The organism is Micromonospora sp. RB23 (assembly GCF_053585025.1).
Window position 1 is genome coordinate 5,352,633 of sequence record NZ_CM132111.1, and the last position, 25,920, is coordinate 5,378,552.

The 25,920-nt window shown below is 72.2% G+C and carries 23 protein-coding genes, 1 other RNA gene and 2 pseudogenes; 6 read left to right on the forward strand and 20 right to left on the reverse strand.

What is annotated here, in order from left to right; all coding sequences use genetic code 11:
- Positions 1 to 27: 27 nt before the first annotated feature.
- Positions 28 to 405 (forward strand): YbaB/EbfC family nucleoid-associated protein, encoded by a 378-nt coding sequence (locus ACTFTM_RS24225; protein ID WP_449562758.1) that lies wholly within the window; start codon positions 28 to 30, stop codon positions 403 to 405.
- A gap of 45 nt (positions 406 to 450) precedes the next feature.
- Here the strand turns inward: ACTFTM_RS24225 and rnpB are convergent.
- An RNA gene (rnpB, locus tag ACTFTM_RS24230) (RNase P RNA component class A) lies at positions 451 to 867 on the reverse strand.
- Positions 868 to 994: 127 nt separating this feature from the next.
- Here rnpB and ACTFTM_RS24235 point away from each other — a divergent pair.
- Positions 995 to 1,756 (forward strand): sulfite exporter TauE/SafE family protein, encoded by a 762-nt coding sequence (locus ACTFTM_RS24235; protein ID WP_449562759.1) that lies wholly within the window; start codon positions 995 to 997, stop codon positions 1,754 to 1,756.
- Positions 1,757 to 1,780: 24 nt separating this feature from the next.
- On the opposite strand, the gene ACTFTM_RS24240 is transcribed toward ACTFTM_RS24235, so the two are convergent.
- Positions 1,781 to 3,013, reverse strand: coding sequence for an MFS transporter (locus tag ACTFTM_RS24240; protein WP_449562760.1), 1,233 nt, complete (start codon positions 3,011 to 3,013; stop codon positions 1,781 to 1,783).
- Positions 3,014 to 3,067: 54 nt separating this feature from the next.
- Here ACTFTM_RS24240 and ACTFTM_RS24245 point away from each other — a divergent pair, with 54 nt between their 5' ends.
- A complete protein-coding gene (locus ACTFTM_RS24245; protein WP_449562761.1) occupies positions 3,068 to 3,526 on the forward strand; it encodes a MarR family winged helix-turn-helix transcriptional regulator in 459 nt (152 codons plus the stop codon).
- 525 nt (positions 3,527 to 4,051) lie between these two features.
- Here ACTFTM_RS24245 and mctP read toward each other — a convergent pair.
- The 7 genes from mctP to ACTFTM_RS24280 form a co-directional block, all read right to left on the reverse strand.
- Positions 4,052 to 5,701, reverse strand: a complete 1,650-nt coding sequence (mctP, locus tag ACTFTM_RS24250; RefSeq protein ID WP_449562762.1) for a monocarboxylate uptake permease MctP — start codon at positions 5,699 to 5,701, stop codon at positions 4,052 to 4,054.
- On the reverse strand, positions 5,701 to 5,943 hold the full coding sequence (locus tag ACTFTM_RS24255) for a DUF3311 domain-containing protein (RefSeq protein WP_355051446.1): 243 nt from the start codon (positions 5,941 to 5,943) through the stop codon (positions 5,701 to 5,703). The genes mctP and ACTFTM_RS24255 overlap by 1 nt, the downstream gene beginning before the upstream one ends.
- A 139-nt stretch (positions 5,944 to 6,082) precedes the next feature.
- Positions 6,083 to 7,240: a bifunctional RNase H/acid phosphatase gene (locus ACTFTM_RS24260; protein WP_449562763.1), complete on the reverse strand. Its 1,158-nt coding sequence runs from the start codon at positions 7,238 to 7,240 to the stop codon at positions 6,083 to 6,085.
- A gap of 3 nt (positions 7,241 to 7,243) precedes the next feature.
- A complete protein-coding gene (locus ACTFTM_RS24265; RefSeq protein WP_449562764.1) occupies positions 7,244 to 7,981 on the reverse strand; it encodes a zinc ribbon domain-containing protein in 738 nt (245 codons plus the stop codon).
- Complete coding sequence (locus ACTFTM_RS24270) at positions 7,971 to 8,807, reverse strand: Nif3-like dinuclear metal center hexameric protein (RefSeq protein ID WP_449566715.1); 837 nt, start codon at positions 8,805 to 8,807, stop codon at positions 7,971 to 7,973. Before ACTFTM_RS24270 ends, ACTFTM_RS24265 begins: the two co-directional genes overlap by 11 nt.
- A gap of 183 nt (positions 8,808 to 8,990) precedes the next feature.
- Positions 8,991 to 9,566: a flavoprotein gene (locus ACTFTM_RS24275; protein WP_449562765.1), complete on the reverse strand. Its 576-nt coding sequence runs from the start codon at positions 9,564 to 9,566 to the stop codon at positions 8,991 to 8,993.
- A gap of 13 nt (positions 9,567 to 9,579) precedes the next feature.
- Positions 9,580 to 10,809, reverse strand: coding sequence for a helix-turn-helix domain-containing protein (locus tag ACTFTM_RS24280; protein WP_449562766.1), 1,230 nt, complete (start codon positions 10,807 to 10,809; stop codon positions 9,580 to 9,582).
- 246 nt (positions 10,810 to 11,055) lie between these two features.
- Here ACTFTM_RS24280 and ACTFTM_RS24285 point away from each other — a divergent pair, with 246 nt between their 5' ends.
- Complete coding sequence (locus ACTFTM_RS24285; protein ID WP_449562767.1) at positions 11,056 to 11,727, forward strand: bifunctional DNA primase/polymerase; 672 nt, start codon at positions 11,056 to 11,058, stop codon at positions 11,725 to 11,727.
- Positions 11,728 to 12,131: 404 nt separating this feature from the next.
- Here ACTFTM_RS24285 and ACTFTM_RS24290 read toward each other — a convergent pair whose 3' ends face one another.
- Genes ACTFTM_RS24290 through ACTFTM_RS24310 form a run of 5 tightly spaced genes read right to left on the reverse strand, consistent with a single transcriptional unit; the run spans position 12,132 to position 18,450 of the window.
- Positions 12,132 to 12,854, reverse strand: coding sequence for an FAD:protein FMN transferase (locus ACTFTM_RS24290; protein WP_449566716.1), 723 nt, complete (start codon positions 12,852 to 12,854; stop codon positions 12,132 to 12,134).
- A gap of 49 nt (positions 12,855 to 12,903) precedes the next feature.
- Complete coding sequence (locus ACTFTM_RS24295; RefSeq protein ID WP_449562768.1) at positions 12,904 to 13,509, reverse strand: FMN-binding protein; 606 nt, start codon at positions 13,507 to 13,509, stop codon at positions 12,904 to 12,906.
- An 11-nt stretch (positions 13,510 to 13,520) separates the two neighbouring features.
- Positions 13,521 to 14,939, reverse strand: a complete 1,419-nt coding sequence (locus ACTFTM_RS24300) for a ferredoxin reductase family protein (protein ID WP_449562769.1) — start codon at positions 14,937 to 14,939, stop codon at positions 13,521 to 13,523.
- Positions 14,936 to 16,318 (reverse strand): DUF1501 domain-containing protein, encoded by a 1,383-nt coding sequence (locus ACTFTM_RS24305; RefSeq protein ID WP_449562770.1) that lies wholly within the window; start codon positions 16,316 to 16,318, stop codon positions 14,936 to 14,938. Before ACTFTM_RS24305 ends, ACTFTM_RS24300 begins: the two co-directional genes overlap by 4 nt.
- 8 nt (positions 16,319 to 16,326) lie before the next feature.
- Positions 16,327 to 18,450: a DUF1800 domain-containing protein gene (locus ACTFTM_RS24310; protein ID WP_449562771.1), complete on the reverse strand. Its 2,124-nt coding sequence runs from the start codon at positions 18,448 to 18,450 to the stop codon at positions 16,327 to 16,329.
- Positions 18,451 to 18,879: 429 nt separating this feature from the next.
- Here ACTFTM_RS24310 and ACTFTM_RS24315 point away from each other — a divergent pair, with 429 nt between their 5' ends.
- Positions 18,880 to 19,137, forward strand: a complete 258-nt coding sequence (locus ACTFTM_RS24315) for a DUF3040 domain-containing protein (protein WP_422736250.1) — start codon at positions 18,880 to 18,882, stop codon at positions 19,135 to 19,137.
- Between the two features lie 4 nt (positions 19,138 to 19,141).
- Here ACTFTM_RS24315 and ACTFTM_RS24320 read toward each other — a convergent pair whose 3' ends face one another.
- From ACTFTM_RS24320 to ACTFTM_RS24335, 4 genes and pseudogenes are all read right to left on the reverse strand, one after another.
- Complete coding sequence (locus ACTFTM_RS24320) at positions 19,142 to 20,029, reverse strand: SWIM zinc finger family protein (protein ID WP_449562772.1); 888 nt, start codon at positions 20,027 to 20,029, stop codon at positions 19,142 to 19,144.
- A pseudogene (locus ACTFTM_RS24325) lies at positions 20,026 to 22,164 on the reverse strand (DEAD/DEAH box helicase); the annotation flags it as partial. The pseudogene ACTFTM_RS24325 and the gene ACTFTM_RS24320, both read right to left, overlap by 4 nt.
- A 74-nt stretch (positions 22,165 to 22,238) precedes the next feature.
- Positions 22,239 to 23,133: pseudogene (locus ACTFTM_RS24330) on the reverse strand (ATP-dependent helicase); the annotation flags it as partial.
- A gap of 156 nt (positions 23,134 to 23,289) precedes the next feature.
- Complete coding sequence (locus ACTFTM_RS24335) at positions 23,290 to 23,811, reverse strand: DinB family protein (RefSeq protein WP_449562773.1); 522 nt, start codon at positions 23,809 to 23,811, stop codon at positions 23,290 to 23,292.
- A gap of 82 nt (positions 23,812 to 23,893) precedes the next feature.
- On the opposite strand from ACTFTM_RS24335, the gene ACTFTM_RS24340 reads away from it, so the two are divergent.
- A complete protein-coding gene (locus ACTFTM_RS24340; protein WP_435209291.1) occupies positions 23,894 to 24,100 on the forward strand; it encodes a hypothetical protein in 207 nt (68 codons plus the stop codon).
- Between the two features lie 7 nt (positions 24,101 to 24,107).
- Here ACTFTM_RS24340 and ACTFTM_RS24345 read toward each other — a convergent pair whose 3' ends face one another.
- Both ACTFTM_RS24345 and ACTFTM_RS24350 read right to left on the reverse strand, forming a co-directional pair.
- On the reverse strand, positions 24,108 to 25,250 hold the full coding sequence (locus tag ACTFTM_RS24345) for a polysaccharide pyruvyl transferase family protein (RefSeq protein ID WP_449562774.1): 1,143 nt from the start codon (positions 25,248 to 25,250) through the stop codon (positions 24,108 to 24,110).
- 63 nt (positions 25,251 to 25,313) lie between these two features.
- A complete protein-coding gene (locus ACTFTM_RS24350) occupies positions 25,314 to 25,868 on the reverse strand; it encodes a GNAT family N-acetyltransferase (protein WP_449562775.1) in 555 nt (184 codons plus the stop codon).
- Between the last annotated feature and the right edge of the window lie 52 nt (positions 25,869 to 25,920).

Sequence of the window (25,920 nt, forward strand, 5' to 3'; positions counted from 1 at the left end):
CGTCCGAGTAGTGACGGTTTCGCGGGGATGCTCGATGAGGTGGTCGCTGCGGCAGGGAGAGTGCAGGACGCCACCCACACCGTGGCGGAACCGGTTCACGCGTCTGCCGCGAACGGGTGGCTTGAGGTGGAACTCGGCGGCGACGGCCGTCTCGCGTCGGTGAATCTTGATCCGGGAATGCTTCGGATGCCGTTGGAGCGCATCGGCGCGGCGATCGTCGAAGCCGTGAACGCGGCATTGGACGAGCAGAAGGCGCAACACGGTCAGGCGGTCGCGGCGGTGGACCTGTCGCAGGTGATCACCCAGTTGAAGCAGGTGCAAGCGGAAGCGGTGCCGCAGATGCGATCGTTCATCGACGCGATGACCCAGGCGCAGCGCGACGCCGCGGCAAGACCAGCACGCTAGCGGTACCGTCCAACCACCCATCCTGCTCGCTGAGCTGGTGGGCGACGGACGAGTCGACCTGTACGCCGGATTTTGTGCGCGGCGCGTACCCCGAGGGGTTCCGCGCCGGCGGCGGCCATCCATCTCGGCCTGCCGTTGCCGGCAGGCTCTAGCGGCCTACCCGCAGACATCGGGCGGGCAGCCCTCGAGCGTCTGCGCCGGGTCGTCATCTTGCGGTGACGGCCCTTGCTTGGCCTTGCTCCGGGTGGGGTTTACCGAGCCACCCCGGTCACCCGGGGTGCTGGTGGGCTCTTACCCCACCGTTTCACCCTTACCGTCCCCGTTGGGGTCGGCGGTCTGTTTTCTGTGGCACTGTCCCGCGGGTCGCCCCGGGTTGCCGTTAACAACCACCCTGCCCTGTGGAGTCCGGACGTTCCTCGGCGGCGGGCCGCAGCCCGCCGACGCGACCGCCCGGTCGACTCGTCCGTCGCGCTCCCATCCTAACGACGGCCGGTCTGCCGGTATTGCCGCCCCGCCTGGGCAAGATCGGGCAGCTCATGGGCGGTCCGGCGACGCCAGCTCGGAGGGCGGGGGCTAGCCTCGTGGGGCTATGGATCTCTCCCACGCCGCGCTGCTGCTCGCCGCCGGTCTCGCCGCGGGCACTGTCAACGCGGTGGCCGGTGGTGGTTCGTTGATCACGTTCCCGGCGATGATCGCGGTCGGGTTGCCGCCGGTGCCGGCGAACGTCAGCAACTCCGTCGCCGTCTTTCCCGGGTACGTCGCCAGTGTGGCGGGCAGCCGGCAGGACCTGCCGCGCCCCCGCGCGCTCGCCACGTTGGTGCCCACCACGATCCTCGGCACGATTGTCGGGGCGCTGCTGTTGCTGGCGACCCCGGCCCGCGCGTTCGAGCTGGTCGTACCCTTTCTGGTTCTCGGCGCGACCGCGGTCCTGGCCTTCCAGGACCCGCTGCGCCGCCTGGTCGGTCACCCCCGGGACCTGTCGCCACGCCAGCGGACGGTCGCGGTCCAGACGATGGTCGCGCTCGGCGCGGTGTACGGCGGGTACTTCGGCGCGGCTCTCGGGGTGATGCTGGTCGCCGGCCTGGCCCTGGTGCTCGACGCGACCCTGGCCCGGGTGAGCGCGATCAAGAATCTGCTCTCGGCCGTGGTGGGGTTGACCACGCTCGTGATTTTCGCCCTGTTCGGCCCGTTGAACTGGGCGGTGGTCGCGGTGGTCGCGCCCGCAACGCTCATTGGGGGGTACGCGGGCGCCCGGCTGGTCCGCCGGCTGCCGGCGGTGGTGCTCAAGACGCTGATCGTGGTGTTCGGTACGACGATCGGCCTCTACCTGCTCTACCGCGCCCTGCGCTGACGCGGCCCGACGTCCGAGATCCGTTCAGTACGCCTCACCCACCGGCTCCTCGGGAGCGTGCTCGGTGTTCGCGGCGGCGCGGTTCCAGCGGGACCAGAGGACCCGCTCGCCGTAGCCGGCGGCCATCATGTGCGCGAACGCCAGGTACACCAGCACTCCGACGGCGAGCACCCCGAACCCGACCCAGAACGGCAGCGCCAGGGACTGCTCGGCGAGCTTGCCGGAGATGATCGGCGCGGGCGCGGCGGCGCCCCAGCGGACCAGGTTGAACGCGCCGGTGGCGAGCCGGCGGTCGCTGGAGCCGAGGCCGAGCGCCAGGTCGGTGAGGTTGGCGTTGGCCATACCCATGCAGAGCCCGGCGAGCACGAGCACCACGAGCGCCTCGGCGGTGCTGGTGGACGTGGCGAAGAGAACCATGCAGACCAGCAGCCCGGCGATGGCCACTCCGACGGTCTGTACCGCGCCGATCCGGTGGGCGAGCCGGTGGCCGATCACCAGGATGCCGGTGGCCAGGCCCAGCCCCCAGCCGGTGAAGGCGAGCCCCAGCGGGACGACGTCCAGGCCCAGGAAGAGCGGCGTGTAGCCGAGCACGACGAAGAACACGAAGTTGTACGCGGCGGTGACCACGCAGAGCGCGATGAACGCCGGCCGGCGGTAGGTGGCGAAGATCTGGCCGACGCGTACCGGGGCCTGGCGGTTGGTGGGCTCGCGCAGCTTGCCGGCAGCCACACCGAGGGCGAGGACCATGAACACGCCGCAGACGAAGAACGGCAGCCGCCAGCTCACCTGACCGAGCAGGCCGCCGATCAGCGGGCCGACGGCGAACCCGAGGCCGAGAGCGGTCTCGAAGAGGCCGACCACCCACTCCCGGTCGACGGCCAGGTTCACCAGCACCACCATGGCCGTGGCGAAGAACATCGCGTTGCCGAGGCCCCACACGCCGCGCAGCACCGAGAGCTGCACGATGTTGCCGCTGAACGAGGCGAGGATGGCGGCCAGGCCGACCACCGAGACACCGGCGACCAGCACCGGCTTGAAGCCGAACCGGCCGCTGGCGAGCGTCGCCGGGATCATGCCCAGGGCCATGACCGCGATGTACGCGGTGAACAACAACTCGACCTGCCAGGCGGTGACCCCGATCGCCTCGCCGATGGCGGGCAGGATCGGGTCGACGACGGCGATGCCCGCGATGGCGAGGAAGGCCACCAGCGTGGTGGCGTAGATGGCACTGCGGTTTGGTTCGGACGACCGATCCACTCCGACTCCCCAATTAGCTGTATCGTACAGGTATTTACCCTGTATCCTACAGCTATGAGCGACGACGACGAGAGCACCCTCGGACTGATCGAGACCGAGGTGGCCCTGCTGATGCGCTTCGGCGAGGCCACCCGGCGGGCCACCGGGTCCGCCGAGCACCGGGTGCTCGACCGAGCGGCGTACGTCATCCTGCGGCACCTCGACGCCGCCGGCCCGCAGAACGTCTCCGCGCTCGCCGCGCGGCTCAACCTGGACGGCTCGACAGTGACCCGGCAGGTCTCCGCCCTGCAACGCGACGGCCTCATCGCTCGCGCCCCCGACCCGACGGACGGCCGAGGCACGGTCATCTCCCCCACGACCGCCGGCCTCCAGCGAATGGCCGCCGTGCAGGCCGCCCGGACCCGGCTCTACGGCGACATGCTGTCCGACTGGAGCCCCGACGACCGGGAGACCCTGGCGCGCCTACTGGGCCGCCTCAACCAGGCCCTGGTGAATCGCAACCGCCCCCGCTGAGCAGCTCCATGATCGACGCGGGAGGTCGGCGCGCTGCCATTCCCCCGCTACTGCTCCCCCGCTACTGCCCCGCTTCCGGGGCGCTGCGCCCACGCTCGGCCGTCGCGGCCAACTCAAACGGGAGTGCGAGGGCCGGCCACGTGGAAGGGTGCGGCCACGTCGGGGCGAGGGTGGTGGACGAGCGCTTTGGAGCTGATGCCATCAACGAATCACCCTCAGCAGAGTTTCCACCGATTCGTCTGTGACATCAGCTCCAAAGCGTCCGAAGCCCACTCGCCCACCAGGCAAGCCCGAGCCAGGCCAGGCCAGGCCAGGCCACGTCACGTCACGCCAGGCCAGGCCCGGCCACACCAGGCCCGGCCACACCAGGCCCGGCCACACCAGGCCCGGCCACACCAGGCCCGGCCACACCAGGCCCGGCCACACCAGGCCCGGGCCAAGCACGACACTCCAGACGGACACGCCCGCCCCGCCACCCCACGCCCGACCGACGACCTGAGCGCCGGGACCCGGACGGGTCAGTGGTCAGGCGACCGGTTCGCGGGCCGCGTCGGCGTCGCGGTCGGCGCCGGGGGTGACGCGCGGGTCGCCCTCGTCGGCGAAGTAGTCGTCCGGCTCGGTGCCGTCGACGCCCTCGGGCATCTTGGCGGCCCGCAGGATCAGCGTCAGCAGGGCGGCGACGGCCAGGTTGACCAGCACCGCCACGATGCCCACGTAGATCGTCTTGGGCGTGTCGAAGCCGAACTTCTCCAGCGGGAACGCCGAGCCTCCGAAGTGCTTCTTCGTCGGGCTGGCGACCTGGTACAGCATCCACATGCCGAGGCCCATCCCGGCAACCCAGCCGGCGATCAGCGCAGTGCGGTGGAACCAGCGGGTGTAGAGGCCCAGCGCCACCGCCGGCAGCGTCTGGAGGATGATGACGCCGCCGATGAGCTGGAGGTCGATCGAGAACTGCGGGTCGAGGAACACGATGCAGGCGACCGCGCCGACCTTGACCACCAGTGAGGTGATCTTCGAGACGTTCGCTTCCTGAGCCGGGGAGGCGTCCTTCTTCAGATACTCCTTGTAGATGTTGCGGGTGAACAGGTTCGCGGCCGCGATCGACATGATGGCCGCCGGCACCAGCGCGCCGATGCCGATGGCCGCGTACGCGACCCCGGCGAACCAGTCCGGGAACTGCTGGTCGAACAGCAGCGGCACGATCGTGTTGCTGTCCACGCTGCCGGCCGAAGCCCCCGGCAGCGGCTTCACCCCGGCCGCGATGGCCATGTAGCCGAGCAGCGCGATCAACCCGAGCAGCAGGCTGTACGCGGGCAGCGCCGACATGTTGCGCTTGATCACGTCACGGTTCCGGCTGGCCAGTACGCCGGTGATGCTGTGCGGGTAGAGGAACAGGGCCAGCGCCGAGCCGAACGCCAACGTGACGTACTGGAGCTGGTTGTTGCCGTTGAGCAGGATGCCGTCGTTCGGGTTCGGTGACGCCTGGAACTTCGCGTCCGCGGCGTCGAAGATGTCGCCCCAACCGCCGAGCTTGTACGGCAGGTAGATGACCGCCACCAGGATCACGATGTAGATCAGGCTGTCCTTGACGAACGCGATCAGCGCGGGCGCCCGCAGCCCCGACTGGTAGGTGTACGCGGCGAGGATGGCGAACGCGATGATGATCGGCAGGTGTCGGGCCAGGGTGCTGTCGCCCGTCACGCCCATCGTCTTGAGCACGGCCTCGATGCCGACCAGTTGCAGCGCGATGTACGGCATGGTGGCGACGATCCCGGTGATCGCGATCAGCAGCGCCAGCACGGGCGAGTCGAACCGCCGGCGGACGAAGTCGGCCGGGGTGACGAAGCCGTGCCGGTGCGAGACGGACCAGAGCCGGATCAGCACCAGGAAGACCAGCGGGTAGATGACGATCGTGTACGGCACGGCGAAGAACCCGGCCGCCCCGGCGCCGAACATCAGCGCCGGCACCGCCACGAAGGTGTACGCGGTGTAAAGGTCACCGCCGACCAGGAACCAGGTGATCCAGCCGCCGAAGCTGCGCCCGCCCAGGCCCCACTCGTCGAGGTGCGCCATGTCCTTCGGCGCGCGCCAGCGGGCGGCCACGAAGCCCATCGCGCTGACCAGCAGGAACAGCAGCGAGAAGACGATGATCTCGGTGAGATGGTCGCGCCACATCAGCGGGTCCCCCGCTTCTTGGTCATCTGGTACACCAGCGTCGTGGTGGCGACGCCGAGCAGGATCCAGGCCAGTTGCAGCCAGTAGTAGCGCGGGAATCCGAAGATCCGGGGCGCGTCACTGTTGAAGAACGCCGGGACCAGCGGCACCACGATGGGGATCAGGAGCAACCAGTTCCAGGGACTGTGGTCCTTCGCCCTGGATGACGCCGTGGTAGGCGCCTCCGGTTCGGGTGCAGCCATCTGACACACCTCCGGGGAGTCGAGGCACTCGATGTAACGGCCGGAGGCTACGACTCTGTGACCGCCGTCACGATCAGGGCGCGGACGGCTCTGCGCCGAACGGCGCATCGGCTGCGCCGAACGGCGGGGGGCGCGCTGCTCAGGCGGCGGGGAGGTGCGCGGTGTCGTTGACCGTGCGGACGGCGATGCCACCGTCGGGCCACAGGTCGAGCACCGAGATGCCGGCCGCGTCCAGGAAGAGCCGGTGCAGGAAGCCGTCGGTGGCGGCCAGGGCGTCGCGCAGCGCCAGCTTGATCGGCGAGACGTGCGAGACGACCACCACGGTCTCCCCGGGGTACGCCTTCGGCAGCGCGTCGACGACCCGGTGGACGCGTTCGGCCACCTGCGTGAACGACTCGCCGCCCGGCGGGGCGATCCGCGCCGACGCGAGCCAGGCGTCCATCTCCCCCGGCCACTGCTGGCGTACCTCGGCGAAGGTGCGCCCCTCCCACTGCCCGAAGTCGCACTCGATCAGGTCGGCCTCGGTGCGGACCGGAACGTCGCCGACCGCCTCGGCGATCGCCGCCGCGGTGGCCGTACAGCGGGACAGGGGTGAGCTGAGCACGGCCGCGACGGACGGCGCCAGCGCGGCCACGCGCGCGCCGGTGGCCGCGGCCTGGGCGCGGCCGCGTTCGGAGAGCGGCACGTCGCCGCGGCCGGAGTAGCGGCCCTGCTCGGTGTACGCGGTCTCGCCGTGCCGCACGAGGATCAGGCGGGTGGCCGTGAAGCTCGGTCGGGGCTCCCAGGAGGCCGGCGCGGTCGCCGGATCGCTGCCCGTGGACGTGCCCCCGGCCGGCGCGCTGGCCGAGGCCGGTGCGCCCTGGGACGCCGGTGGGGTGGGCCGGCCGGCGGCGGCGTCCATCGCGGCGTTGGCGAGCGCGTCGGCGTGCCGGTTCTGCTCCCGCGGTATCCAGGTGAAGCGGACCGCGCCGAAACGGCCCACCAGCGCTGCCGCCTGCGCGGCGAGCGGGCGCAGGCCGGGGTGCTTGATCTGCCACCGGCCGCACATCTGCTCGACGACCAGCTTGGAGTCCATCCGGACGTCCACCTCCGCGGCGTCCAGCTCGGCGGCGGCCCGCAGCCCGGCGATCAGGCCCTGGTACTCGGCGACGTTGTTGGTCGCCGTGCCCAACGACTCGGAGCGCTCGGCGAGCACCTCGCCGGTCTCCGGGTCGCGCACCACCGCGCCGTAGCCGGCCGGTCCGGGGTTGCCCCGGGACCCGCCGTCGGCCTCGACGACGACCACGCGCGGCGCCACGACCTACAGGCCCGACTCGTTGGTACGGACCATGATCCGCCGGCAGTCCTCGCAGCGGACCACGTCGTCCGGGGCGGCCTTGCGGATGCGGGCCAGGTCGGCGCCGGAGAGTTCCAGCCGGCAGCCGCCGCAGCGGCCGGCGGTGAGCAGCGCCGCGCCCAGCCCGGTGTCCTCGCGGATCTTGTCGTAGAGGGTGACCAGTTCGGCGGGTAGGTCGGCCGCGAGCGGCTGCCGCGCGCCCCGCTTGAACTCCTCGTCCTTGGCGATCTCGGCGAGCGCGTCGTCGCGGCGCTGCTCCGTGGCGGCCCGCTTCTCCCGGGCGTCGGCGAGGCGCTGCTCCACGCCGTCCAGGACGCCCTGGGCGGTCTCCCGCTGCTCCATCAACTCCAGCTCGGCGTCCTCCAGGTCACCCTGACGCCGGTTCAGCGAGGCCAGCTCGTGCTGGAGCGCCTCCAGCTCCCGGGCCGGGCCGGTGCCGGCGGCGAGCCGGTTCTGGTCCTTCTCCTTGCGGGCGCGGACCTGCTCGACGTCCTTCTCCAGGCGGGCGATGTCCCGGTCCAGGTCGTCGACAGCCACCTGGGCCCGTACCCGCTCGTCCTCCAGCGACGACAGCTCCCGGGCCAGCGCCTCCAGTTCGGCGCGCTCCGGCAGCGAGCGGCGGCGGTGCGCGAGCTGGGCGAGGTTGGTGTCGATCGCCTGAAGGTCGAGCAGGCGGCGCTGGACCTGGGGGTCAGCCTTCACGGTCGGGCTCCTTGTCGTCCACAACGGGTGCGGCGGCGTGCACGGTCCACGGGTCGGTGTCCAGGTCGGACACCAGCGTCTCGACGCCCGGCGCCTCTCGCAGGAGGGCGGCCAGGTCGTCCAGCCACGGTCGTTCGGTCGCCCAGTGGGCGGCCTCGATCAGGGCGGGACCATCGGCGGCGACGTGCTCGCTGGCCGGGTGGTGCCGCAGGTCGGAGGTGAGAAACGCGTCCACCCCGGCGGCGGTCGCGGCGCCGAGGAAGCTGTCTCCCGACCCGCCGCTGACGGCGAGGGTACGAACCATACGCCGGGGATCGCCCGCGGCGCGAACTCCCCAGGACGTGACGGGGAGCACGGCGGCGGCGTGCCGGGTCAGCTCGGCGAGGGTCATCGGGTGGGGCAGGTCGCCGATCCGGCCGAATCCACGGTCGTCGCCGTGTGCCGGCGAGCCGGGCGCGGGCCGTTGCAGGGGGCGCAGCCCGGTCAGGCCGAACCGGGCGGCGAGCGCGTCGGAGACGCCCGGGGAGGCCACGTCGGCGTTTGTGTGCGCCGCGTACAGGGCCACGCCGGCCCGGATCAGGTCGTGGACGATCCGGCCCTTGACGGTCGTCGGCGCGACCGACGACACCCCGCGCAGCAGCAGCGGATGGTGCGCGATGATCATGTCGGCCTCGACGGCCAGCGCCTCGGCGACCGTCTCGGGCACCACGTCGACCACGCACAGCACCCGGCGGACCGGGGCGCTCGGCTCACCGAGCACCAGGCCGACACGATCCCACTCTTCGGCCCAGACGGGCGGATAGCGGCGCTCCACCTCGGCCACCACGTCGCTCACGGTGGCGGCGGATCGGCTTGTGCTCACGGCGGGCCAGCTTACCGGCGCGGAGGCCCGCAGGCGGTGACACCCGGCCCCGGCCGCGCCGGTCGGCCCTCGCCGGCCGCGAACTGGCGACGCCGTTCGAGCCGCCGGTGCGGCAGCGCCGCCGACGCGCCGGCCCGGCGGGCAGGCTCAGGCGGCGCGGTACGCGACGGTGCGCAGGGCCGCCAGCGGCATCGCCCAGGGGAAGGCGTGCATGTGCTGCTCTCCCGTACCGGGTGGGTGCAGGGCGACCACGTGGTCGCCGAAGAGCACCGTGATCCCCCAGTCGGCCAGCCGGGCCACGCCGGCCCGGAACGCCGGGTGGGCGGCCATCGCGACGTTGGTGTACGGCACGGCCACGATCGGGATGCCCTTGCCCTGCGCCTCGACGAGGAGTCCGAGCGCGAGGGTGTCGGCGATGCCCGCCGCCCACTTGTTGACCGTGTTCACGGTCGCCGGGCAGACGACCATGGCGTCGGCGGGCGGCAGCACGTCCGGGTCACCGGGATTCTTGTAGTGCGTCCGTACCGGGTGGCCGGTCTGCCGGTGAAGGGCCGCCTGGTCGACGAACTTCGCGCCGTCGGGCGTGGTGACCACGCAGACGTCCCAGTTGTCGGCCTGGGCCAGGTCCACCAGGCGGCCGACGTGACGGGCCAGCGGCGAACCGCAGGCGATGACGTAGAGCACCGCACGGTGCTCGCTGGTGTGTGCTGCGCCGGTCGTCACACCGGCTCCGCGCTCATACCCCTACTCCCATCTGCTCAGCCAACTCCGCCACCGGAGAAGGCGGCGCACCCCGTGTGCGACGAAGGACGTCGGACATCACCTCGTGGGCGATCGGCCGGCAGCGGATCTCCGACGGCGCGAGCCGGTCACCGAGCAGCAGCATCTCGCCGGCGTTGGCCACATCGCCGATCTGGGCGTACCCGCGGGCGATGTCGAGCAGGTGGTGGGCACGGCGTTCGGGTAGCAGCGCGTTGAAGTCGGGCTCGGCGATGCGGAGCTGGTGGACCTCCACCGCGCGGCCCCCGTCGCCCAGCTCGACGGCGGCGGCGGCCCGGTGCAGCTCGACGTTCGTCGGGCCGAACGACGTCCAGTAGTGGTTGTGGTCGCCGCCGAGCAGCGTGGCGGCCTCCTGCGCGCAGTTGATCAGGTCGTCGACGCTGGCCGAGTCGCCGATCCGGGACGCGGCCATGGCGCCCTGCAACAGCAGCATCCCGTAGACAGACAGCCGGGCCGGCGAGACGTCGTTGCCGCCGCCGGGAGCCAGCCGGTTGGCGATCTGGACGTTCAGCTCCAGCGCCGGCCGGGCGCGGCCCATGGCGACCAGGGCGTTGCAGACCCGCGTGGTGGCGATGCCGGCCAGCAGCGGGTCGTCGGCGCGCTGGGCCACCGCCATCGACCGGTCGGCGGCCAGCCAGGCCAGCTCGAACTCGCCGAGCTTGCGCAGCACCGAGGAGGCGATCTGGTAGACCTGCCCGAGCAGGTGCGCGGCCTCCGGCGCCTGCGCCCCACCGTAGGCGGCGTCGGCGGCCTGCGCGTCGCGCAGCAGCTTGGGCAGCGCGCGGGTGAGCATCCCGTAGCGGCCGTACTGGTAGGTGAGCCAGGCGTGGTTGACGGCCTTGCGCATGTCGTCCAGCGGGGGCGGGTACGGCACGGCGTCGAAGTAGGCGCTCATCGAGTCGTACCGCTCCAGGGCGGCCCGGATCTCCTGCACCTCGACCTGGTCGATGCAGTTCAAGGCGTCCGTACGCCGCTCCGGGTCCCGGCCCATCAGCAGTTGCACGTCCATCTGGAGGATGTCGGCGATCTCGTAGAGGACCGAGAACTTGTCCAGCCGTCGGACGCCCCGCTCGACCTTGTCGACCCAGCTCTTCGACTTGCCCAGGCGGTCCGCGAAGACCTGCTGCGACATCTTGCGCCGCCCCCGCCAGTAGGCCACTCGCCGTCCAATGGGTAGCTCGTCCATCTCCCCATCCCTCCCCTGCCACCGCCGATCGGGCGGGGCGATGTCCGCGGGTGCGGCGATCAGGCGTTCGTCTTGCAGTTTTCGCTGGTCGCACAGCCTGTACGTCAGCCGGACAGCCAGTCCTCGTACTTTTCGTGCAAGTTGCACGAGCCGTTCGTCAACCTCAACGATCGTGGGTTACGGCAGTGACGGCGCTCGAACTGCGACCTGGCGTCCGCCGGGCCCGACCGAGGGGAGATGGCACACATGTGGGGGAACGTCGGACCACGCGTCGCCGAACTGTCGCCGCTGGAACGCGTCCGGCTGCGCCGGGTCGCCATCCGGTACGCCGTACACGGGTGGGAGGTGACGCCCGGCGCCTGCCTCGCCCGCAGCAGGTTCGTGTGCGGTCGGGCCGGCTGCCCCACGGTGGGCTGCCACCCGGCGCTGGAGAACTGGGAGATGGCCGCCACCACCGACCCGGCCCGGGTGGCCACCTGGTGGCGGACACGCCCACACGGCGTGCTGCTGCCCACCGGGCGGACCTTCGACGTGCTGGAGGTACCGGCGCACCTCGGCCGGCACGTGCTCGACGCTGTACAGACCCACCCGGCCGGCACCGGCGTCCGCGGGCCCGTGCTGGTCACCCCCACCGGCCGGTGGATGTTCCTGGTGCGTCCCGGTGACCCGCTGCGGCCGGAGTTGGAGCACTGCTTCCACGTGGTCCGGCACGGGCCGGGCTCGTGGATCCCCGCGCCGCCGACCCGGCTGCCCGAGGGGACCGTCCGCTGGGCGGTCGCCCCGGAGCAGGCCCGCTGGCAGCTTCCCGACTCGTACCTGGTGCAGAACACCCTGATCGAGGCGCTGCGCGCCAGCGGGGTGACGCTTACCCACGACCTGCTTCCCGGACATCTGCCGCTGCCCCGCCGGGGCAGGTGAGCCGGGGCCGGCCGACGATTCGATCCGGTGACCGACAGCGTCGCCAAGCGGCCGGTCCTCGTTGAGCAGGTGACGGCGCGAACGCGCGCCACGAACGGGGGAACGATGTCCACACACGACCGGTCGCCGTATCCCGGCGGCACCGAGCCGCCCCGGCGCGGCCAACGAGGGCACCGCTGGGCCGGCACCCGCCCAACGGGCTCCCGCCCCGGCCGCCCGCGCCCCACCGGCGCCCGTCCCGCCACCACCCACCGCCCCCTCCGCTAGCCCCTCACCCCCGCGTCCCACCCCACCCTCACCTCGTCGATCTTGCACTTTGTGTCGCGGCATTCCCCATCACAAGGGACGGATCGACATCCGAAACTGCAAGATCGCGGAGGACGGGCGCGGAGGGCGGGGCGGGGTCAGGTTGTTTGCGGGAGGGCGGCGGAGTGGAACTGGCGGGCGTCGTCGGTGATCACCGCGTAGGTGTGGTCGGCGAGGCGGTCCAGCCAGCCGATGCCCGCCGCCCCCATGGCCAGCGCGGCGGTGGCGTAGGCGTCCGCGACGCCCAGGTCGCTGCCGACCACGGTCACCGAGCGCAGCCCGGTGGCCGGCGCTCCCCGGCGCGGGTCCTGCACGTGCCGGCCCCGCTCGTAGACGCCGGACGTGGCCACGGCGAGGTCGGTGCCGGCGAGCACCAGGCAGGTCGCCATCTCGTCCCACGGGTGCCGGATGCCGATGCGCCACGGGTCTCCGGTGGGCGAGAAGCCGCGTACGCGGACGTCGCCGCCGGCGTTCACGCAGTGGTTCGCGGCGCCGGCGGCGAGGAGGCGGTCCGAGGCGACCTGCGCCGCCCAGCCCTTCACGAATCCCGACGGGTCGAGTCCGCCGGTGGCGTACGCGTCGAAGAACCCGTCGGTGCCGCCCCACAGGTCGGCGCACGCCTCCAGGACGAAGCGCAGGTCCGCCGACGCCTCGGAGAGCAGCACCTCGCCCCGGTCGAACCGGCACACCTCGCTGTCCGGCCGGTACGTGCTGAACCGGGCGTCCACCTCGTGCATCCAGCCGAAGACGTCGTCGGCCAGTAACCGCAGGCGCGCCGGAGGGAGGTCGTCGGCGAGGTCCAGGGTGATCGTCGTACCCATGATCTGTTCGACCCGGCACAGCCCGGGTCGGGTCATCGCGGCCGGCACGTCAGAACGCCTGCTCGATCGCGGACCGCAGCGACGACTTGTACGCGTTGCTGGTGGCGGTGGCCCCGGAGACGGTGTTGAGGTTGGCGCTCTGCTTCTGCACCACCTCACCACCGGTGCCGTTGTACTTGCTGCGCACGTCGCCACTGTGGATGTCGGACTCGCCGCCGCTGGGCAGTTCCAGCGCGGTGGCGTCAATGATCTTGTTGCCGGACACCACGATCTGCACCGTCACGGTCCCGTAGCCACTGGCCGTGTCCACCGGAGGGCCGGTGACCCGTCGGGTGGTGGGTTGCTGCGGCGCCTTGGTGGTCTTCGGCGCGGTCGGCGCCTTCGCGGTGGTCTTCGTGCCGGACGGCCGGGCGGTGGTCTTGCCGGGCTTGGGCGACACGGGCGCGTCGGCGGTCTCCGACGGCTTCGGCGTCGCACCCGAGGGGTCGGGGGCTTCCGGGACGAGGCTCTCCTCGACGCCCGGTCCGCTGGGGTTGACCGGTTGCGCGGTCGGCAGGTTCTGGGCGACCGGGGTGGCGCCCGGCGAGCCCTTGAACACCACCAGGGCGGTGGTGCTGGCGGCCAGGCCGGTGATCGCGAGCAACGCGCGACGCATGCGATGCCTTCCTACAGTTCGAAGGTGGCCAGGTGGATCTGGCGGCGGGGCACGCCGGCGCGGCGCAGCGCGCGCACCGACTGCTCGACGAGGCCGGACGGCCCGCAGAGGTAGACGTCGCGCCGCGCCACGTCGGGTACCAGTTGGCGCAGCCCGTCGGGGCTCATGAGCTGGCGCGGGCCGGGGTCGTCGCGGGAGCCGATGACGTACCAGACCGACGTGTCGCGCTCCTGCGCCAGCCAGTCCAGCTCGCGGCTGAGCAGCACGTCGGCGGGGGTGCGGGCCCGGTAGATCAGGGCCGCGCCCGGCGGCAGCTCCTCGAGCATGGCCCGGATGGGCGTGATACCGCTGCCGCCGGCGATCAGCAACGCCCGTTCGCGCACCCGGTGCGCGGCGGTGAAGGTGCCCGACGGGCCCTGCGCCCACACGCGGGTACCCGGGTCGAGGTCGCGCAGGTCGGCGGTGTGCCGGCCGACGACCTTGACGGTGAGCCGCAGCCAGCGGCCGTTCGCGGCGGCGGAGACGGAGAACGGGTGCGACTGCCACCAGCAGCCGGGGGCGAGGAAACGCCAGCGGAAGTACTGGCCGCCGAGCATCGCGAGCCGGCCCAGCCGCTCACCCGTGAGGTAGATGGAGATGGTGTCGGGGCTCTCCGCGACCACGTCGGCGACGCGCAGCTTGTAGCGCAGGTTGAACGCCAGCGGCGTGATCACCCGTCCCCAGAGCAGCGCGGCGACCACCAGCAGGTACAGCGCGATCCAGCCGGTGCGGACCGGGCCCGGCTTGTAGAGCTGCGCGCCGTGGCTGAACTGGTGCCCGTAGCCGAGCAGCAGCACCAGATAGCTGGACCGGTGCAGCAGGTGCCACAGCTCGTAGGGCAGCGCGCGCCGGATCGCCCGGACGCTGCTGAACCCGACCACCATCATGATGCCGGTGGCCACGAAGGCCGAGAGCATGTCCTCGTAGCTGCCCAGCAGCGTGCCCACCTCGGCGAACACCGAGTGGTTCCGCAGGTCGGCGTACCCGACGAGGATCAGCGACAGGTGCGCCAGCACGGTGACCAGCAGCGTCGCGCCGATGTCGCGGTGCCAGCGGCCGATCTGCTCGCCGCCGATCCAGCGTTCCAGCACCGGCAGGCGACTCATCATCAGCACCTGCACGAGCAGCAGGTAACCGGCGATCAGCCCGGTGATCCGGCCCGCCGCGGTGAGGGTCGCCGCGCTGCTGCGCAGCGAGCCGGCGGGGGTGCCCAGCCACCACGGCAGCACGCTGGCCAGCAGCCCGACCAGCAGCAGCGCGGCCAGGAACCGTCGGCCGCCGGGTCCGCGCCGCTCGGGGACCTGCGGAGGTACGGGAGCAGCCGACCGGCCGCCGTGCCGGGACGAGGTCCCGGTGCGGCGGCCGGCGGCGTGGGTGCCCGGGTACGTCACGCGTACAGCTTCATCGGGGCGTACTTCATGCGCGGGAACACCTTCTGCACCTCGGCGTTGGTGAGCCCGAAGCGGCCCTGCGCCAGAGAGCCGTAGACGTTGAACATGTTGTTGTATTCCGGCACGTCGCCGGAGTCCAACTTGCTCAGGCCGTTCCAGGTGCCGAGCAGCGAACCGGCCAGCTTCTTGCCGGACAGGACGGTGACCACGCCGCCGTGGCCGTGGTCGGTGCCGCCGGTGTTCGAGCCGACCCGGCGGCCGAACTCGCTGGACACCATGATCGTCACGTCGGCGGCCTGCGGACCGAGGTCGGTGAAGAACGCCGCCATGGCGCTGGCCAGCTCGTTCAGCCGGCGGTGCAGCTGACCACCGCTCTGGGTGCCCTGGTTCTCGTGGGTGTCGTAGCCACCCATGCCGACGGTGGCGACCCGGACGTTGGCGCCGCCCTTGATGAGCTGGGCGAGCTGCTGGAACGCGTTGCCGACGCCCTCGTACTTGACGCCCGCGGCGGGCTGGTACGGCTTGGCGGCGAGCTTCTGGGCGGTGGCGAGCGCGCCCATGCCCTCCTGCACGGCCTCCTCCACCGGGTGGTTGATCCCGGTGAAGAGCCCCTTGATCGCCTTCTCGGTGGCGGCCCGGAACTTGTCGTCGCCGTTGAGCCGCAGCGAGCCGACGCTGTTCAGCGAGAGCGCACCGTTGTTGCCGACGAGCGAGCGGGGCAGCGTGCTGCCGATGCCGACGCTGCGGAACGCGGTGCCCTTGCCGAGGTTGTCGACCAGGCCGTCGAGCCAGCCCCGGCCGCCGGTCTCGTTGGGCAGGCCGCCCAGGTTGCAGGCGTCGGCGGCCTGGAAGTGGCTGCGGGACAGCCGCTCGTCGGAGACCGCCGGGATGAAGCCGAGCTGACCGGCCTTGAGGAAGCTCTCCAGCGGCTTGAACGCGCTGGTCAGCTTGAAGCCGCGGCTCAGGGCCAGCGAGTCGTTGCCGAGCAGCAGGTCGGGCCGGGCCTTGGCGAGCACCGGGTCACCGTCCGGCGCGACGAGGCTGAGCCCGTCGAGACCGCCGTAGAGGAAGACGTGGATCAGCGTGCCGGTCTTGGTGGCGGCGAACGACGCCGAGGTGGTGACGAACTGGGCGGTGGCCAGCGCGGTGGCGGTGGCCGCGGCACCGGCGACGAACGTCCGTCGGGTGACGCCGCGCCCGTCCTGCTGGGCCTCCTCCAGGTCCTCCAGCCGGCGGTAACGGTCGGCCTCGGCCGCGTTCTCGGCGGCCACGAGGTCGGCCTCGGCGCGCAGCAGCGCCTCGGCCGGGTTGTCGGCGAGCCGTCGCACGTCGGGGCATTCGGGGTGCAGGGGGAAAGAGTTGTACACAGTCTTCTCCATCGGGTGCCTCACCGGAGGTGGTGCTGGGGGGAAGCGAGGATCGCCCGCGCGACGGCGGTGATGGCCCCGTTGAACGTGGCGTCGACCTTGGCGGTCGCCGCCACACCGGCAACGCCGAGGATCAGGTTCTTCTCCCGGGTGCTCAGCTTCTGGCCCACGAGCCGCAGGGACAGCGCGTCCACGTACGCCCCGGCGGTGGCCGGCGCCTTGACCAGCTTCTCCGGCGCGGTGTACGTGAAGACGGTGCGGTAGCCGGCCACGATCTCCCCGGCCTCGTTCCAGCCGTTGACCATCGTGCCCGCCGAGGTCCACGCGACGTAGACGTCCGGGTAGCCGTCCGGGGTGGGCTGACCCATCGGGTACTGGCCCAGCTCACGCAGCTTGTCGTGGATCTGCCGCAGGCCCCGGGCGAACGGGGTGCGCTTGTTGTCGCCGTTGTCGTTCTTCGCCGACGCCTCGGGCGAGACGCCCAGGGTGCGGTACGTGGCGACCAGGTACTCCATCGGCCGGCGGACCTTCTGACCCACGGCCGCCCAGAACTCCGACGAGCTGAACAGCGTCATCAGCACCGGCTTGATCATGCCGTTGTTGCTGCTGTACGTCTTGGCCAGCCGGTCCACGAGGGACTTCGGCGGGGTGTCCGAGACGAACCGGGTCGCGAGGCTCTGCGCCACGTACTTCGCGGTCGAGGGGTGCAGCGCGATGTAGGTGATGTACTTGTCGATCGCCGCGTCCACGGCGGCGATCTCCTTGGCCGTCGGGTTGTTGACGTCCTTGATGCTGAACGTGTTGGCGTGGGTGAAGCCGAGGATCTTCACCTTGCCCATGTAGTGCTGGTTGACGCGCAGGACGTACTGGCCCTTGTCGTCCACGCCACGGCCGGTCTGGAGCATGGCGGCCTGCCGGACGTCACCCTCCTTGTAGCCGCCGTCGACGCCGACCGAGTACAGCTCCAGGTTCTCCCGGGCGAGGTTCTCGTTGATGGCGTCCTTGCGCGAGTCCTTCTGGTTCAGGTAGATCAGCAGCGCGGGGTGCTTGTTCGCCGCCACCAGCATCTCGGGGTAGCTGCCCAGCGCGTGCTTGCGCACGACGTCCTTGTCGAACGAGGTGCGGTACACCTCCCCGCCGTCGAAGTCGGCGGCGACGTGCAGGAAGTCGTTCCAGAAGTCGACCATCACCTCGAAGAGCTGACGCTTCGACCAGATCTGCCGGGCCAGGGTGGCGTCGACCACCTCCCGCTCCGGCTGGGCGCCCTGGTCGTTCAGCTTGTCCCGCTGCTCACGCAGCTGCTGTACGGAGAGCGACTGGGTGGGCAGCTCGGCGAGCTTCAGCTCGGCCTTGCTCGGCTCGATCTTGTCCGGGTCGAGCTGCGTCCGGATCCACGCGTCGATGCCCTGCTTCTTGATGTCGGCGACCACCGCGGGCGTCGCCCCGAAGGTCGCCCGCCGGGCCAGGTGCAGGATCGGGTCCTTGGCGAGCACCGTCTTGACGGTCACCGTGGTCGCCGCCGCGGCCGCGGCCGGACCGGAGAAGGTACGGCCACCGGCGGGCGCGTTCTTCTTCAGCGCCTCTCCGGCGCGCGAGCCCATGTAGCTCTCGTTCTGCTCGGTGTACGTACGCACCGTGCTGGGCTGCTGGCCGCTGGGTCGCGCCGCGGTTCCGTCCGTCACCGTGCTGCCGGTCGCGTCGGCCGCCGCCTCGTCGCCGAAGAGGTCGCGGAACTGCGGGGTCATGGCGAGCGCCGCGCCACCGGCCACGACGGCGGCGGTGCCACCGAGGGCGGCCATGGCCTTGCGCCGGCCGACCTTGCGGCCCGGCTCGTCGTCGTCGTCCAGAGTGGGCAGTCCGGCGCCGGCCGGGCGGGACGGGGCGGGACGGCCGAGGCCCTCCGGGCCCACCCACTGCGGCCCACGCGGGGCGGAGGCGGGCTGCGCGTTGTACGCGTACCCGTCGACGTACTGCTCGCGCGGGTCACCCTGCGCCGGGTAGCCGCCCTGGTAGGGGTGGGGCGAGTCGTATCCGTACGACGCGGACGCGTTGGGGTCGCCGTACGTGTCCGAGGTGTGGTGCTGGCGTCCGTCCCAGCCGCGGTCGTCCCGCGGTCGACGTGGTGGCACATTCTGGTCGGCCATGTACCAATCCCGATTTCTGATGAGCGCCGGAAGCTGCGACCGGACAGGTGCGGCAGGTGCGGCGACTGTTGCCTGAGGGGGTTGCTACGGCAAGGTAACCAAGCGCTCAGGTGCCTTCAAGGTGGGCCGAACACGCCCGTGAGGGCACTTAAGACAGCCCTCACCACGGCATTCGTGGTCAGCGGGTCACGCGGGTCGGGCTCCGACCTTCTCAGCAGGGCCGACGCGCGGCAGCCGGGTACGGATCGGACCGCGACGCCGTACGCGCCACGTTCACCGCTGTTCACCACCACAGGCAAACTTAAGGTTTGGATAAGCCGGACGTGAGGTGCTCTCACGCTGGGGAAAAGTAGGACGAGCAGGAGCGTGAGCCGCCGCCGCAGCGGGTATGCCGCCGAACCGCTGAACGCGTGAGGGGAAGGCAGCGCCATGCTCAGCAAAGAGGATCAGCGCAGGTTCGACCAGATCACCCGTCAGCTCCGGGAGAGCGACCCGGCCTTCTTCGCCCGGCTCGACCATCGGGTCCGGGCCCGTCGGGGCCGTTATCTGATGTTGTTGACCATCCTGCTGTGGGCGTCGCTCCCGGCGATGGCCGTGTTCGCCGGACGCCTGGCCGGCGCGATCTGCGCGGTGGTGCTGGTGGCCAACGCTGCGATCATGTGGCGGTTCCGCCGCCGCTGGACGTGACGGCTCATCCGGGGCCGAAGGCCCGGTACGCGCGGCGCAGCCGTTCCAGCAGGCCCGGCCCACCGATGGCCGGCGCCGGCGGACCGAGCTGGCGCAGCAGGAGATCCGGCCCGGTGGCCAGTCGGGGTGGCCGGTCGGGCAGCGGCACGGGCGCCGTCCAGAAGCGGTCCACCGCGTCCGTGAGGGGCGGAACGGCCAGTCCGGCGAGCGCCCGGGACGCGCCGGCCGGTGGCAGCACGTCGACCGCCGACGGGCCCGTGTCCACGATGGAGGACGGCGCGGGCGACGCCGGCGTGCCGGTCGCCTCGGCACGGCGGGCGCGCAGCCGGTCAAGCAGGTCCGCGCGCGATCGGCCGCGCCAGTGCAGCAGCTCGAACGGGTCCGCGTCGAACGCCTCGGCGAGCAGGTAGAACGTGGCCGCGAGGTGCTTGCACGGCACCGCGAAGTCGGGGCAGTTGCAGCGCTGCGTCAGCTCGTCGACGGCGGCGGGAAAGAGCGGGGCGCCCGCCGCGGCGAACAGCTCCTCCAGCTCGTCGGGCAGGTCCCCGGCGAGCAGGCGGGCGCTGAAGAACGCCTGCCCGGCCAACTCGTCCTCGATCCGGGACCAGAGCGTCTCCGGGAACTCCGCCAACCCGATCGAGACCTCGTACGGCCGGGGCCGGGAGCCCTGCACCTGGGCGGTGACCCGGCCGGGCGTGATGTCGAGCCGGAGGACCTGACCGGCCCGGGCGTACGACCGGCCCCGGGTCAGCCGGGTGCCGAGCGCGAACGACTCCAGCACCTCCAGGAACCGCCGGGACCACCAGGATCGTCCGATCGCGCCCCGGGTGCTGCGCGCCTTCAGTCCCCCGTCGACCTTGCGGGGGCGGCCGTAGTCGGCGAAGTCGGTCACTCCACCACCGCCCCGGCCTCCAGGGCGAACAGGTCCCGGAGCTGACCCGTGGACAGCTCGGTGATCCACTGCTCGCCGGTGCCGACCACCCGCTCGGCGAGGTTGCGCTTGTCCGCGATCAACGCGGCCACCTTCTCCTCGACCGTGCCCGCGCACACGAACTTGCGGACCTGCACGCGTCGCCGCTGCCCGATCCGGAACGCCCGGTCGGTGGCCTGGTCCTCCACCGCCGGGTTCCACCACCGGTCCACGTGCACCACGTGGTTGGCGGCGGTCAGGGTGAGGCCGGTGCCGCCGGCCTTGAGGGAGAGCACGAACAGCGGTGGACCGTCGGCGGACTGGAAACGCTGCACCATTGCGTCCCGCTCGGCCTTGCCGAGCCCGCCGTGCAGGAACAGCACCTCCCGGCCGAACCGCGCCGACAGGTGACCGCGCAGCATCGCCCCGAACTCGGCGTACTGGGTGAACAGCAGCGCCCGCTCCCCCGCCGCCAACACCTCCTCCAAAATCTCGGTGAGCCGGGCCAGCTTGCCCGAGCGCCCGTCCAGCGGGGAGCCGTCGCGCAGCAACTGGGCCGGGTGGTTGCAGACCTGCTTGAGCCGGGTCATGGTGGCCAGCACCAGCCCGCGCCGCTCGATGCCGTCGCTGGTCTCGATCCGGGCGAGCATGTCGTCGACCACCACCTGGTAGAGGGCGGCCTGCTCGGCGGTCAGGTTGCAGACCACCTCCATCTCCAGCTTCTCCGGCAGGTCCGAGATGATCGACGAGTCGGTCTTGAGCCGGCGCAGCACGAACGGGCCGGTGATCCGGCGCAGCCGCTCGGCGGCCTCGGCGTCGCCGTGGCGCTCGATCGGCTCGGCGAACCGCTTGCGGAACGTCGCGGCCGGACCGAGCAGCCCCGGATTGGCGAACTGCATGATCGACCAGAGGTCGGCGAGCCGGTTCTCCACCGGCGTGCCGGTCACCGCCACCCGCTGCCGGGCGGGCAGCGCGCGGACCGCCTCGGCCTGCCGGGTGGAGGCGTTCTTGATCGCCTGCGCCTCGTCCACCACCACCCGGTGCCAGTCGATGCCGGCCAGGTCGACGGCGTCGCGGGCGGCCACCGAGTAGGTGGTGAGGACCAGGTCCGCGCCGTGCGCGGCCGTCGTGAACTCCGCCCCCCGCGCGCGCTCCGCGCCATGGTGTACGTGCACCCGCAGCCCCGGCGTGAACTTCGCCGCCTCGCGCTGCCAGTTGCCGACCAGCGACATCGGACAGACCAGCAGCGTCGGCCCGGCGTCCGGCGGGTCTCCGGCGAGCAGCGCGAGCAGCTGCACGGTCTTGCCCAGCCCCATGTCGTCGGCCAGCACCCCGCCGAGCCCCAGCGACCGCAGGAAGGCCAGCCAGGCCAACCCCCGCTGCTGGTACGGCCGCAGCGTCCCGGCGAATCCCGGCGGCGGGTCGAGCGGGGTGAGCCGGTGTTCGACCGCCCCGGCGAGCAGGTCGCCCAGCGCGCCGTCGGCGCTCACCTCCAGCACCGGCAGCGCCCCGGTGTCCTCGCCGTCGGTGAGCCCCAGGCGCAGCAGGTCGGCGACGGTCAGCTCGCCGGCCGAGCGGAGCAGGCGCAGACCGGCGGCGAGCCGTCCCGGGTCCAGCTCCACCCACCGGCCACGCAGACGTACCAGCGGGGTCTTCAGCTCGGCCAGCGCCGCCAACTCCTCGGCCGACAGCGGCTGGTCGCCGAGCGCGATCTCCCAGCGGTAGTCGACGAGCGCGTCCAACCCGACGCCGGCCTCGGTGCCGGCCACCGTGCCGGGCGCGGTACGGCTGCGGGCGCGCAGCCGCGCGCCGAGCCGCGCCGACGGGCGCTGCCACCACGAGGGCAGCAGCACCCCGAAGCCGGCGGCGTGCAGCACCGGCGCGCCCTCGCTGAGGAACCGGTGCGCGCCCTCGACGTCCAACTCCATCGCCTCGGGGGCGGCGGTGCGCAGCGCGGCGTCCAGGTCCGGCCAGAGTCGGCTGGCCCGGCCCAGCTCCGCCAGCAGGGTTTCCTGCGGGCTGCCCGTAGGGCTGGTCGTGTGCGCCCGCCAGACCTCGGCGGCGTCGATGTGCAGGCCCGGCTCGTCGGCGCCCTGCAACCCGAACTCCAACCGCCAGCGGGTCGTGTCGGTCGAGGTGACGGGCGTGCTGTCGCCGGACGGGCGGGTGGCCAGGATGGGTTCGGTGACCTCGTCGGGGGCCGGCTCGACCAGTCGGAAGCTGGCCCGCACGGCCCCGCCGGCCGCGTCGCGCTGCCAGTCGTCCAGCTCGGTACGCAGCAGGTTCAGCGCCGCCTCATCGTCGACGGTGAAGTCGCGGTGGGGCCCGGCGAGCGCGGCCAGCCAGGCCGGCGCGGGCCCAGCCGGGCGCACTCCCCGGGCCAGGGTGGTGTTCGCGAGGGCGGCCCGGGCGGCGGCGTCGGTGAGCGTGTCGAGCGCGTCCGCCACCAGTGCGGCGGCGGTCGGCTCGCCGTCGCCCGCAGCGTCCACGGCGGCGGCTCGGGTGGCCGGCGGCAGGGCCAGGGCCAGCGAGCGGGCCCATCCGGCGTCGGTGCCGGTCAGCAGCGGACGCCACACCGCCCGCGCGACCAGTTGAGCCGCCCCCTCATCCACCGAGCCGGCCAGGGTGTGGACGCCGGGCAGGACGCGGCCCCGGGCCACCAGGTCGGCGGCGAACTCGGCCAGCTCCGCGAGGTGCCGCAGGGTCGCCCCGCACACCACCGGGAGATCGTCCAGGGCGCGGAGCAGGGGCAGGGCGTCGTCCGGGGCGTACACCAGGGTGGGAACCTGCCAGGCGGCGAGGGTGAGCCGGCCGCGGACCTCGGGTGCGACGGTCGTCCGGATCAGTTCGGGTGAGTCGGTCGGTGCGCCCGCCCGCGTGGGCAGGGTGAGCGGCGCGGTGGCCGGGCGGGCCGGCGCGGCGGCGTCGTCGAGGGCCGCGACCAGGTCGGCGTGTCCGGCGGCGAACGGGTGCGGGCGCTCCCGGGGTGGCCGACCGGAGCGCGCGACGGGAACCGGCGCGGAGCTGTCCTCGCCCCAGACGGCGAGCCCGCAGCCGGGCAGCCACAGCCCGTGGATGACCAGCACGTACTCCCCCTCGTCGCCGCTCCGGCCCAGGATAGGCGGCCCCGCGCGACAAGCCCGCGCCGATCTTGCGGTTTCTGTCGTTGACCTGCGTGGTAATGCCCGTTACGTCGGGACAGAAAGTGCAAGATCGGCGAGTCGTCGGGTGACCCGCCAGGCTCAGACGGCGCCGGTCGACCCGTCGGTCAGTTCGCGCAGGATGTCGGCGTGGCCGGCGTGCCGGGCGGTCTCCTCGACGAGGTGGACCAGGATCCAGCGCACCGACACCTCGCCGAGCTGCGGATGCGGCACCACGTGGTCGAGGTCGAACCGCGCGACGACCGCCCGGGACCGGTCGCATGCCCGCTCGTACGCCTCGACGAGCCCGTCGACCGTGTCCCGCTCGTCGAGGGTGAAGCTCGCCACCGCGTCCTCCTCGGAGCGGAGGTAGACGTCGCCGGGCTCGGGGGCCAGCAGCACCGGGAACCAGTTCCGCTCGACCAGCGCCAGGTGCTTGACCAGCCCGGCGAGCGTGGTCGCGGAGGGCACCAGCCGGCGGGCGGCCTCGTCGTCGGACAGACCCCGCACCTTGCGCACCACCATCGAGCGGTGGAAGTCGAGGAACGCCTCCAGGACGGCGCGCTCGTCGCCGACGCGGGCGAGCACCGGGCCGAGCGCCGGATCGATGGTCTGCTCTGCCATCCGCCGACACTAACCACGTGGCAGGCTTCGCGCTGCCCCGCATCCCGCTGCGAGGTGCCCGCACGACCGGCAGGATGGGCGCATGGCTTCATCCGTGCAGATCCCACTCGTCGGCGGCACGGCGGACGGGCAGACCGTGACCGTCGAGCTGGACACCAACGGCCGCCCGCCGCTCACCCACCACCACCTCGGGCCCGGTGGGCTGGCCGAGGCGCAGATCTACGAGTTGGAAGCCGCCCGCGAGGAGGCCCGCGAGTGGCGCTACCGCTGGACCGGTCCGGCGGTGTGACCGCCGGTCAGGCCCGGGTGAGGGTCTGGCTGCGCAACTGGTCCAGCACGCCACGGGTGACCTCGGAGGTGCCCCGGGCCTGCTCACAGACCTCGGCGACCCGGCGGGCGGTGGCCTCGGCGCGCTGTTCGCGTTCGTCCCACAGCCGGTCGACCTCGGCCAGCAGCGGCCCCTCCACCTCGCGCTCCACGCCCCGCAGCGCCGGCACACCGAGCCGCTGGGCCAGGTCGAAGACCTTTCCCGCGTACGGCAGTGGCAGGAACGGCGTACCCACCATCGCCGCGAAGATCAGGAAGTGCAGGCGCATGCCGACGGCCAGGTCGAAGTGGCGCATCAGCCCGAGCACCTGCTCCGGCGAGTAGCTGCCGTGCAGGATGCGACCCCGCTCGGCGGCGACCATGTGGGACAGCACCCCGTGCGAGTGCCGGATGTCGTCGCGTTCCATGGGCACGAACAGCACGTACGCGTCGATGCGGTGCACCAGGAAGTCACCGATCTGGGCCAGCAGCCGGTGGTAGCCGTCGACGTCGAGACGTTCGGCGGCCCGCCCCGGCTCCCGCACGCTGATCCCGACCAGCCGCTTGCCGACCGGCACACCCTCCTCGGCCAGCAGGTGCGTCGGAAAGTCGGCCGGCTGCAACAGGAACGCCGGGTCGGCGGTGACCGTGATGGGGTTGAGCAGTCCCGCCTCCTCCAGGACCATCCGGGACTCCTGGTCCCGGACGGTCACCTGGGTCGCGCCGGCCAGCGTCTCACGGACCATGCCGGTGTCGACCGAGTCGCTGAGCGGGCCGACCCCCACCGCGTACGTGATGAGAGGCAGGCCGCGTTCCTGGGCGACCCGGACGACCCGCAGGTAGCGGCGGGCCTCCCGGTCGTAGAGGATCCCTCCGCCGCCCAGGATCAGCAGGTCGAGCTGGGCCAGCACCAGCGCCGAGTCGGTGCGACTGACGCCCTCCCACGGCACCGCCTCGACGTCCGGGTGGGCCGCCCGGGTGTGTTCCGGGTGGCGGGAGAAGACGATGATCCGGGCGTTCGGCTCCTGCGTGCGGAGATCGGTGAGCAGGCCGGTGAGGATCGCCTCGTCGCCGAGGTTCCGGCCGCCGTACGAGCCGAGCACACCGATGGTCAGTCCGTGGCCGTGCGTCATCCGTCGCTCCTCCCCAGGTGCGGTCCGCGCGGGTTTCCCGCTGGGCAGGTGAACAGTCCCGGTTCAGCTCGGTGGGTCGATCCGCTTCGCCATCTGCTGCGAGGTGACCTCGAAGCCCAGACTCCGGTAGAGGCCGATCGCCACGGTGTTCGTGCCGAAGACGTTCAACCCCAGCTCGGGTACGCCGAGTTCGGCCAGTTCGGCCTCGATGAGCTGGATCATCCGCCGTGCGTGTCCACGTCCCTGGTGCGCCGGATGTACCTCGATGTTGTAGATCCAGGCCTGTCGGGTGTCGGCGTTCGCGGGCAGGCTCACCCAGATCCAGCCGACCTCGGTGTCGTCGACCCGCGCCACCCGCAACAGCACCCGCTCGGTGGCCGCGCCCGCCGGCAGCATCTCGCGTAGCTGCTCGGCCGACCGCTCCCGGGCCGCCTCCGAGGTCAGGCCGCGGTGCGCGACCAGGTCCTCGGCGTACCCGACCTCCAGCGGTTCCCGCAGCCGGGCCAGCTCCTGCTCGGTCATCGGGGTCAGGGCCAACTCCACCGCGGTCTCCTTCTGCTCGGTCGAATTCCGCCACCACTCCACCACACCCACCCCAGCCCCGGGCGCGGTGATCATGAGGTTAGCGGGAGAGTTGATCTCTTCGGCGCGCGCCAACCTCATGATCACC

What these genes read in the sequence shown, in the direction of transcription:
- ACTFTM_RS24310 (WP_449562771.1), bottom strand. Translation starts at nt 18,450, where the DNA reads ATGGCCGACCAGAATGTGCCACCACGTCGACCGCGGGACGACCGCGGC.
- ACTFTM_RS24290 (WP_449566716.1), bottom strand. Translation starts at nt 12,854, where the DNA reads ATGGGTACGACGATCACCCTGGACCTCGCCGACGACCTCCCTCCGGCG.
- ACTFTM_RS24315 (WP_422736250.1), top strand. Translation starts at nt 18,880, where the DNA reads ATGCTCAGCAAAGAGGATCAGCGCAGGTTCGACCAGATCACCCGTCAG.
- ACTFTM_RS24345 (WP_449562774.1), bottom strand. Translation starts at nt 25,250, where the DNA reads ATGACGCACGGCCACGGACTGACCATCGGTGTGCTCGGCTCGTACGGC.
- ACTFTM_RS24225 (WP_449562758.1), top strand. Translation starts at nt 28, where the DNA reads ATGCTCGATGAGGTGGTCGCTGCGGCAGGGAGAGTGCAGGACGCCACC.
- ACTFTM_RS24350 (WP_449562775.1), bottom strand. Translation starts at nt 25,868, where the DNA reads ATGATCACCGCGCCCGGGGCTGGGGTGGGTGTGGTGGAGTGGTGGCGG.
- ACTFTM_RS24295 (WP_449562768.1), bottom strand. Translation starts at nt 13,509, where the DNA reads ATGCGTCGCGCGTTGCTCGCGATCACCGGCCTGGCCGCCAGCACCACC.
- ACTFTM_RS24340 (WP_435209291.1), top strand. Translation starts at nt 23,894, where the DNA reads ATGGCTTCATCCGTGCAGATCCCACTCGTCGGCGGCACGGCGGACGGG.
- mctP (WP_449562762.1), bottom strand. Translation starts at nt 5,701, where the DNA reads ATGTGGCGCGACCATCTCACCGAGATCATCGTCTTCTCGCTGCTGTTC.
- ACTFTM_RS24235 (WP_449562759.1), top strand. Translation starts at nt 995, where the DNA reads ATGGATCTCTCCCACGCCGCGCTGCTGCTCGCCGCCGGTCTCGCCGCG.
- ACTFTM_RS24245 (WP_449562761.1), top strand. Translation starts at nt 3,068, where the DNA reads ATGAGCGACGACGACGAGAGCACCCTCGGACTGATCGAGACCGAGGTG.
- ACTFTM_RS24305 (WP_449562770.1), bottom strand. Translation starts at nt 16,318, where the DNA reads ATGGAGAAGACTGTGTACAACTCTTTCCCCCTGCACCCCGAATGCCCC.
- ACTFTM_RS24285 (WP_449562767.1), top strand. Translation starts at nt 11,056, where the DNA reads ATGTGGGGGAACGTCGGACCACGCGTCGCCGAACTGTCGCCGCTGGAA.
- ACTFTM_RS24280 (WP_449562766.1), bottom strand. Translation starts at nt 10,809, where the DNA reads ATGGACGAGCTACCCATTGGACGGCGAGTGGCCTACTGGCGGGGGCGG.
- ACTFTM_RS24255 (WP_355051446.1), bottom strand. Translation starts at nt 5,943, where the DNA reads ATGGCTGCACCCGAACCGGAGGCGCCTACCACGGCGTCATCCAGGGCG.
- ACTFTM_RS24335 (WP_449562773.1), bottom strand. Translation starts at nt 23,811, where the DNA reads ATGGCAGAGCAGACCATCGATCCGGCGCTCGGCCCGGTGCTCGCCCGC.